This is a genomic window from Corallococcus sicarius, from assembly GCF_003611735.1.
Lineage (GTDB): Bacteria > Myxococcota > Myxococcia > Myxococcales > Myxococcaceae > Corallococcus > Corallococcus sicarius.
In genome coordinates this window covers 1-5889 of the sequence record NZ_RAWG01000452.1, presented here as the reverse complement: position 1 = coordinate 5889, position 5889 = coordinate 1, and the positions used below count along the sequence as shown (strand labels likewise).

Annotated in this window: 6 protein-coding genes; 3 read left to right on the top strand and 3 right to left on the bottom strand. The window is 71.6% G+C overall.

The features are described from left to right. Positions 1 to 4 precede the first annotated feature (4 nt). From D7X12_RS38455 to D7X12_RS38445, 3 genes are read left to right on the top strand one after another with little or no spacing between them, the layout of a single operon-like run. Entirely contained in the window at positions 5 to 1006 is a 1002-nt protein-coding gene (locus D7X12_RS38455; protein ID WP_120630137.1) for an AAA family ATPase, read from the top strand. Beyond that, entirely contained in the window at positions 1003 to 2310 is a 1308-nt protein-coding gene (locus D7X12_RS38450; protein WP_120630136.1) for a DUF58 domain-containing protein, read from the top strand. The genes D7X12_RS38455 and D7X12_RS38450 overlap by 4 nt, the downstream gene beginning before the upstream one ends. A gap of 9 nt (positions 2311 to 2319) precedes the next feature. Then, a complete protein-coding gene (locus D7X12_RS38445; protein WP_120630135.1) occupies positions 2320 to 2841 on the top strand; it encodes a GNAT family N-acetyltransferase in 522 nt (173 codons plus the stop codon). Between the two features lie 9 nt (positions 2842 to 2850). Here the strand turns inward: D7X12_RS38445 and D7X12_RS38440 are convergent, their stop codons facing one another. The 3 genes from D7X12_RS38440 to D7X12_RS38430 all read right to left on the bottom strand — a co-directional run. Further along, entirely contained in the window at positions 2851 to 3312 is a 462-nt protein-coding gene (locus D7X12_RS38440; protein ID WP_120630134.1) for an inorganic diphosphatase, read from the bottom strand. After that, positions 3309 to 4328, bottom strand: a complete 1020-nt coding sequence (locus D7X12_RS38435; protein ID WP_120630133.1) for a stage II sporulation protein M — start codon at positions 4326 to 4328, stop codon at positions 3309 to 3311. Before D7X12_RS38435 ends, D7X12_RS38440 begins: the two co-directional genes overlap by 4 nt. Before the next feature lie 128 nt (positions 4329 to 4456). Next, positions 4457 to 5889, bottom strand: a 1433-nt coding sequence (locus D7X12_RS38430; RefSeq protein ID WP_147443933.1) for a bifunctional metallophosphatase/5'-nucleotidase, incomplete at its 5' end; no start/stop codon positions are given.

Here is a 5889-nt window from a genome sequence, read left to right as displayed (position 1 = left end):
CCCCATGAACGCGCCCCCCTTCTCCCCTCCTCCCGCCCTGGACGGAGGCCACGCCGTGCGGGTCGCGCACGCCATCCGCGAGGGCGTCCTCACCGAGGTGCGCAAGGCCGTGGTCGGGCAGGACGAACCGCTGGAGCTGATGCTCTGCGGGCTCGTCGCCGGAGGCCACATCCTGCTGGAGGGCGTGCCCGGTGTGGCCAAGACGCTGATGGCCAAGGCGCTGTCGCGCAGCGTGGGCGCGGAGTTCAAGCGCATCCAGTTCACGCCGGACCTGATGCCCGCGGACATCCTGGGCACCAGCGTCTTCGACCTGAAGTCGCAGACCTTCGTGCTCGCGCGCGGCCCCATCTTCACGGACCTGCTGCTCGCGGATGAAATCAACCGCGCCCCGGCGAAGACGCAGTCCGCGCTGCTGGAGGCCATGCAAGAGCGCGCCGTGTCGCTGGAGGGCCGCAACCTGCAGCTCTCCCCGATGTTCACCGTGTTCGCGACGCAGAACCCGGTGGAGTCGGAGGGCACGTACCCGCTGCCCGAGGCGCAGCTCGACCGCTTCCTCCTCAAAATCGACGTGGGCTACCCCGCGCCGGAGGAGGAGGACGCCATCCTCGCGTCGGTGCACCGGGGATTCGACGCGGGCGACCTCGCGAAGGCGGGCGTGAACGCGGCGGTGACGAAGGACGGTCTGCTCGCGGCGCGCGCGGCGCTCAGCGAGGTGAACGTGGAGCCGCCCGTCCTGGGCTACATCCGCAAGCTGGTGTCGGCGACGCGCGCCTCGCCCAACATCCGCCTGGGCGCGGGGCCTCGCGCGGGTGTGCACCTGCTGCTCGCGTCGAAGGCGCTGGCGGCGCTCCGGGGCCGCGACTTCGTCACGCCGGATGACGTGCGCTTCCTCGCCGGCCCGGTGCTGCGCCACCGGCTCTTGCTGTCGCCGGACGCGGAGCTGGACGGGGCCACGCCCACGGACGTGCTGCGCGAGGTGGTCCAGGGCGTCGAGGTCCCCCGGTGATTCCCTCCGAGCGCCTGTGGGGGCTGCTCGCCCTGCTCGCGCTGCCCATGGCGCTGGCGGGCTTCTTCCCGGGCCTGGGCGGCGCGGTGCTGGCGCTCGACGCGCTGGCGTTGGTGCTGGCCGCGTTCGACTTCCTCCAGGCCCGCCGAGTCCGGCTGGAGGTGCGCCGCACGCTGCCGGAGCGCCTCAACGTCGGCGTGGCCAACCGGGTGGAGGTGAACCTGGTGCACCGGGGCGGCGGCACCGTGCGCGTCCGCGTGAAGGACGAAGCCCCCCCGTCCTTCGCGACGGAGCCTGACGAAGCCGCGCTGAGCCTCAAGCCGGACAGCCAGACGCAGTGGGTGTACCGGGCCACGCCGGTGAAGCGCGGCAAGTTCAACTTTGGCGACGTGCACGTGCGGGTGACGGGCCCGCTGGGGCTCGTCTCTCACGAGCGCGCCTTCCCCGCCGCGAAGTCGGTGTCGGTGTACCCGGACCTGCGCGGAGCGCGGCGGCTGTTGCTGTCCGGCGCGGCGTTGGACCTGGTGAACCTGGGGCTCCGGCAGCTGCGCCGTGACGGGCGGGGCAGCGAGTTCGCGCGCCTGCGCGACTATGCCCAGGGCGACAGCGTGCGCGACGTGGACTGGAAGGCCACCGCGCGGCGGGGCCGGCCGGTGACGCGCGTGCTGGAGTCGGAGCGCTCGCAGGCGCTGCTCATCTGCGTGGACGCGGGCCGCTCCATGGCGGCGCAGGTGGACGGGCTCACCAAGCTGGACCACGCGGTGAACGCGGCGCTGTTCCTCGCCTTCGTCGCCATCCGCAACGGGGACCGGGTGGGCCTGGCGCTCTTCGCGGACGGCGTGAAGGCGTACCTGCCGCCCGCCGCGGGCCGGGGGCAGTACCGCAAGCTGGTGGACACGCTCTACTCCGCGACGCCCAGCCTCACGTACGTGGACTACCTGGCGCTCTTCAAGGAGCTCAACGTGCGCCTCAACCGGCGCAGCCTGCTGTGCGTCTTCACCGACTTCCTCGACGAGGAGCAGGCCCACACCCTGGTGGCGCCACTGCACCGGCTGGCGCGTCGCCACGTCCCGCTGTGCCTGTCGGTGAAGGACACGGCGTTGCAGAAGCTGCTGCGCACGCCGCCCTCCGGCCCCGAGGAGGCCTTCCAGCACGCGGTGGCCTCGGAGCTGCTCACGGACCGCGAGGTGCTCAAGGCCCGCGTGAGCCGGGGCGGCGTGCAGATGCTCGACGTGGCGCCGGATGAACTGAGCCTCGCGGCGGTGAACCGCTATCTCGACATCAAGGCGCGAGGCGTGCTGTAGCGGAGCACCATGGACTTCGCGTTCCAGGCAGGCGACCTCACCGCGGAGCACGTTCCCGACGCAGAGGCGGAGTGCTTGCAGCCGCTGCTCGAGCGCTGCGAGGACTTCCACCAGTTCGCCTACGGGCGCCCGGCCCTGCCGGATCAGGCGCGGCAGATTCCCACCGGGCGTCCCCCGGAGCTCGCGCCGGGACAGGGACACCTGCTGGCGCTGAGGACCGCGACAGGCGACGTCGTGGGGATGATTGAAGCGCTGCGCGACTACCCCGCCCCGGGCGAGTGGTACCTGGGCATCCTGCTCCTGGCCCCGGAGGTGCGCGGCCAGGGTCGGGGCGAGGCCGTGGTCCACGCCTATGAGTCCCACGTGCGCGCGGCAGGAGGCCGGCTGCTGAGGCTCGCGGTGCTGGAAGAGAACGAAGCCGCCCACCGCTTCTGGACGCGCAGGGGCTTCCAGCCGGAGAAGTGGGTGGGCCCGCTGGAGCAGGGCCTGAAGCTCAACCGGCTGCTGCGGATGACGAAGCAGCTCGGCTGAGACGCAGCATCAGGCTTCGGGCCCTTCGCGCAGCCAGCCCACGAAGCGCGTGTCAGGCACGGCGCCACGCACCCGGTGCAACCCGCGCTTGAACAGCGCGTAGACGCGGAAGAAGCGCTCCAGCCCCGCGCGCTCGGAGGCCGTCATCGGGTGCGTGCCGCACACCACCTTCGGGTCGCCCTTCCCCGCGTCGACGAAGCCCAGCACCGCCACCACGGGCACACGCACGCGCTGCCCCTGGGACAAGCGCGGCCCCAGCACCACCGCGTCCAGCGGATCGCCGTCATCGGAGAGCAGGCCCGGAATGGAGCCGTAGTTGTACGGGCACGGCAGCGGCGACACGAAGTCCACCGTCCCATCCGCGCGCCGCTTCACCATGGAGAAGCGCGGACACTCGATGAGCACCTCGGGCTCGCGCGGCAGCGGCGGCACGGACAGGTCTGGCGCGGAGGGCGTGCGTCCCACGCTCATCCCGCCGCCTCGGTCGTCCCGTCGGTGCGGGCCCCGCTCCGCCGGCCTCGCATCCAGTCCGACAACAGGTACGCGTAGACGCCCGCGCCCACGGTGAGCGCGAAGCCAATCTTGAAGCCCACCGACAGCTTCGGCGGGTGGATCTGCGACACGGTGCCTTCGATGAAGCCCGCCAGCACGAACAGCACCAGCGTGCCGAACAGCAGCTTCACCGCCGTCACCGCCTCCTTGCGCAGCGCCTGCCCGCGCGACAGGCCGCCCGGCGCCACCATGCCGCGCGCGATGACGAGCCCCGCCGCGCCCGCGATGCAGATGGCGGACAGCTCCGGGATGCCGTGCGGGAGGATCCACGCCCAGAACCACCCGGCCATCCCCTTGGCCACGTACACCTGCGCCAGCGCCCCCAGGAACAGGCCGTTGACGAACAGCATCACCGCCGTGCCCAGGCCCAGGGTGATGCCCAGCGCGAACGCCAGGAAGGCCACCTGGATGTTGTGGGTGAAGAGGAACGTCGTGAACTGGGCCTGATCCTCCACGGACATGCCCTTGCCCGCGGCCTCGTCGGCGGCGCGCTTCACGGGGTCCATGTCCATGTGCTGCTCGGGCACCAGGTAGTGCGCCGCGTCCGGGTCCACCACCATGCCCACGTAGCCGAAGCCCGCGCCCGCCAGCATCAGCAGCACGGAGGCCACGTACATGCGCCACTCGCGGCGCAGCAGCGCGGGGAAGCCGCGTGCCACGAACGCCCACACGTCCGCGAAGCGCGGCCGGGTGCCGGGATAGGTCAGCGCGTACGCGCGGCCCACGAGGTCGTTGAGGTACGCGCTCACGTCCGCGGAGCCGCTGCGCGCGCGCACCCACAAGAGGTCGCTGGAGACGGCGCGGTACAGCTTCCCCAGCGACCGGGCCTCGTCCAGGCTCAGCTTGCGCAGCCCCCCGCTCTCCGACTTGTCCAGCAGCGACTCCAACTGCTGCCAGCGCGGGCGCCGCGTCTCGATGAACTCCGCCATCTCCATGGCGGCCACTCTAGCCGAGCCCGGAAACGACGAGGCGCCGGTCGCCCTCCCCTTGTGAAGGGAGGACCCGGCGCCCCGAACCGCGAAGGCGACGCGCCAGGACCGAAGGCCCGGCACGCCGTCACGCGCTACTTGATGAGCTTCTCGAGCGGCTTCGCGTCAGTGGAGGCCTGATTCTGGGTCCACTCGACGACGGGCGTCTGCCACGCCATGCCCGTCTCCGCCGGGTCGGCGTCCAGCTTCTCGAAGCCGAAGCCGTCACCGCCGAAGTACAGGTACTCCACGGTGGCCACCGTGTACTCCTTCTTCGGATCCAGGGGCTTGCCCTTGGCGTCCTTGAACTTGCCCTTGCCCGCCGGGGTGAAGCCGGCCACGAGCGCGGTGGGGTTCTCCAGCTGCTTCGCCAGGTCCTCGCCCTTGAGCTTCACGGTGAGCAGCGAGTTCTCGAACGGCATCACCGAGTACACGCTGCCCAGCGTCACGTCACCCGCCGGCAGGCCGCCGCGCAGGCCGCCCTTGTTGAGGATGGCCGCGTCGGTGTTGAGCTGCGTGCGCACCGCGCCCGCCACCCACTTCGCCATCAGCGGCGAGTCCTGGGGGATGCCAGCCTTGGAGAAGCCGATCTTCCGGCCCAGCGCCTGCTCCACCTTCGTCTGCCACTCGGCGATGCGCTTCGCCGTCTCCGGGTCCGGCGTGCCGCCCGTGACGTCGACCATCTTCGTGTCCACGGCCGTCAGCTTCTCGCCCGCCGGCTTCGCCGGGTCGAACTTGAGCTGCGCGCGCAGGTACGAATCAAAGCCGCGGCCCAGCGACACGTACGTGGTTTCGCCGTCCTTCTTCGGGCCGCTCGCCTCCGCGCAGCGACCACCGGCCACGAGCGACACCTTCCACTCGGGGTGCTTGGCCACGACGGGCTGCAGGTCCGTGGGGCACTGGTCCGCCACCACGACGATGACGTCCGCGCCCGCCTTGCGAGCCTCGGGCACCGCGGTGTTGAGCGCGTCCTCGGAGGGCGTCACCTCCAGCCCCTCGGCGCGGCCGGACATCGCCGTGCGCACCGTCTTCTGCGACGTCAGGCCCACCACGCCGACCTTCAGGCCGCGCCGGTCGAAGACCTGGAACGCGGGCATGGACAGGTCCTTCGCCAGCGACGCGTCCGTCACCTTCAGGTTCGCCGCCAGGAAGGGGAAGCCCCCGGCCGTGCGGTTCTTCAGGAAGGAGTCCTTGGCGTACGACAGCTCGTGGTTGCCCAGCGCGGAGGCCGCATAGCCCATGTGCCCCATCACCTCGGCCGTCGGAGCGCCCAGGAAGAACGACGAGAGGGCCGGGCCCGTCCACAGGTCGCCCGTGGTCAGGGCGAGCGTGCCGGCATCCGCACAGGTCGCCTGGCCGTCCTTCAGCGGACCGGCACAGTGCTTTTCATCATTCACCCAGCGGCCCATCAGCTCCGCGGCGCCGCCCTTGCCTTCGACGGGCAGGAGCTGGCCACGGGTGCTGCCGGTGATGAGCACCGTCACCTCGGAGGGGACCGCGGGCTTCGCGGCCTCCGCCGGAGGAGGCG

Bases quoted from the DNA above. Each gene is read 5' to 3' on its own strand.
- D7X12_RS38455 (WP_120630137.1), top strand. From the start codon at position 5: ATGAACGCGCCCCCCTTCTCCCCTCCTCCCGCCCTGGACGGAGGCCAC.
- D7X12_RS38445 (WP_120630135.1), top strand. From the start codon at position 2,320: ATGGACTTCGCGTTCCAGGCAGGCGACCTCACCGCGGAGCACGTTCCC.
- D7X12_RS38440 (WP_120630134.1), bottom strand. From the start codon at position 3,312: ATGAGCGTGGGACGCACGCCCTCCGCGCCAGACCTGTCCGTGCCGCCG.
- D7X12_RS38435 (WP_120630133.1), bottom strand. From the start codon at position 4,328: ATGGAGATGGCGGAGTTCATCGAGACGCGGCGCCCGCGCTGGCAGCAG.